Below are 2011 nucleotides of genomic sequence, written 5' to 3'. Positions count from 1 at the left end.
CGAGGATCTCGTCCCGTTCCTCGGGGGACAGGATGTCCATGGTGCTCACCGAGGCGTCGGGGTCGGCCACGACCGCCCGGAGCACCCGCCCGAGCCGGGTGGTGAAATCCTCCACCGTGGCCCGGTCGAACAGGTCCAGAGCGAAGTCCACGAACCCGTCCAGCCCGGCCGGGGAACCATCCCCCACCGATCGCTCACCGAAGCTGAGCGCCAGGTCGAACTTGGCCGCGCCGGTGCCCAGCGGCAGGATCTCCGCGTCGATGTCGGCCAGAGCGAGGCGGCCGCGTGCGTCATTGTCCAGGGTGAGCATGACCTGGAAGAGCGGGTGGCGGGAGAGCGAGCGCTCCGGGCTCACCAGGTCGACGAGACGCTCGAAGGGGATGTCCTGGTGCGCGTACGCCTCCAGGTCCGTCTCCCGTACGCGGCCCAGCAGCTCGCGGAAGGTCGGGTCACCCGATACATCCGTCCGCAGCACCAACGTGTTCACGAAGAAGCCGACGAGATCGTCCAGGGCACTGTCGGTACGCCCAGCGACCGGCGTGCCCAACGGCACGTCCGTTCCCGCACCCAGCTTCCCCAGCCACACCGCCACAGCGGCCTGCAGCACCATGAACAGACTCGCGCCGGACTCCCGTGCCAGCCCCGCCAGCCCCGCATGCACCTCCGCATCCAGAACGAACGGCACCACGTCACCGCGATACGACGCACGCACCGGACGCGGCCGGTCCACCGGAAGAGACAACTCCTCCGGCAGCCCCGCCAACGCCTCACGCCAGAACTCCAGCTGACCCGACACCACACTCGTCGGATCACCCTCCGAACCCAGCACCTCCCGCTGCCACAACGCGTAGTCCGCGTACTGCACCGGAAGCTCGCACCACGCCGGCACCCCACCACGGCACCGCGCCGCGTAAGCCACCGACAGATCACGCGCCAACGGGGTCAGCGAGGAGCCGTCGGCGGCGATGTGGTGCAGGACCAGCAGGAGCACATGCTCCTGCTCGGCGACCCGGAAGAGCGTCGCCCGCAGCGGCAGGTCCTGTGCGAGGTCGAAGCCTCGCCTCACCTGCTCGGCGAGGAGCGCGTCCAGCCCGGGCCCATCCGCGTCGGCATCGACGACGGTCCATTCGGCCCGTGCGTCGCACACGTCGAGAACACGCTGGTACGGCACCCCGTCGATGTCGGGGAAGACGGTGCGCAGCGGCTCGTGGCGGCCGACCACGTCGTGCAGGGCCGCGGCCAGCGCGGCAGGGTCCACCGCGCCGGTGAGCCGCAGGGCCAGCGGGATGTTGTAGGTCGCCCCCGTGCCCTCGAAACGGCCGAGGAACCACAGCCGCTGCTGCGCGTACGACAGCGGCACCGACTCGGGCCGCGGCATGGGGCCGAGCGCCCGCCGGGTCACGGTCCCGCCGTCCAGGAGGACGGCGAGGCCGGCCGGGGTCGGGGTCTCGAAGAGGGCGCGCACCTGGAGTTCGGCGCCCAGCGCCACCCGGATGCGGCCGGTGAGACGGGTGGCGAGCAGCGAATGCCCGCCGAGCTCGAAGAAGCTGTCGTCGGGCCCGACCTCCGGCACGCCGAGCGCGTCGGCGAACAGGGCACAGAGGATCTCCTCGCGCGGTGTGCGCGGGGCACGGCCGGTGCCACCGGCGGTGTGCTCGGGGGCGGGCAGGGCCTTACGGTCCAGCTTGCCGTTGGCCGTCAGTGGCAGGACATCGAGGATGACGAAGGCGGACGGCACCATGTGCGCGGGCAGCGCGGCGGAGAGCGCGGCACGCAGTGCACCGGCGTCCGGGCCGGTGTCACCGTCGGGGACGGTGTAGGCGACGAGCCGTTTGTCACCGGGCCGGTCCTCACGGACCAGCACCGCTGCCTGGGCGACGGCCGGGTGCGACACGAGCACCGACTCGATCTCTCCGAGCTCGATCCGGAAGCCCCGCAGCTTCACCTGGTCGTCGGCGCGCCCCAGATACTCCAGAGCCCCACCGGAGCCCCAGCGCACCAGGTCGCCCGT

The 2011-nt window shown here is 71.7% G+C and carries 1 protein-coding gene; it reads right to left on the bottom strand.

What is annotated here, in order from left to right; all coding sequences use genetic code 11:
• Positions 1–2011 (bottom strand): condensation domain-containing protein (locus ABTZ94_RS31890; protein WP_351206013.1); only part of this gene is annotated, 2011 nt, incomplete at both ends.

Source organism: Streptomyces sp. NPDC002785, from assembly GCF_040295565.1.
Taxonomy (GTDB): Bacteria; Actinomycetota; Actinomycetes; order Streptomycetales; family Streptomycetaceae; genus Streptomyces.
This window is presented reverse-complemented; position numbering and strand designations above follow the sequence as displayed.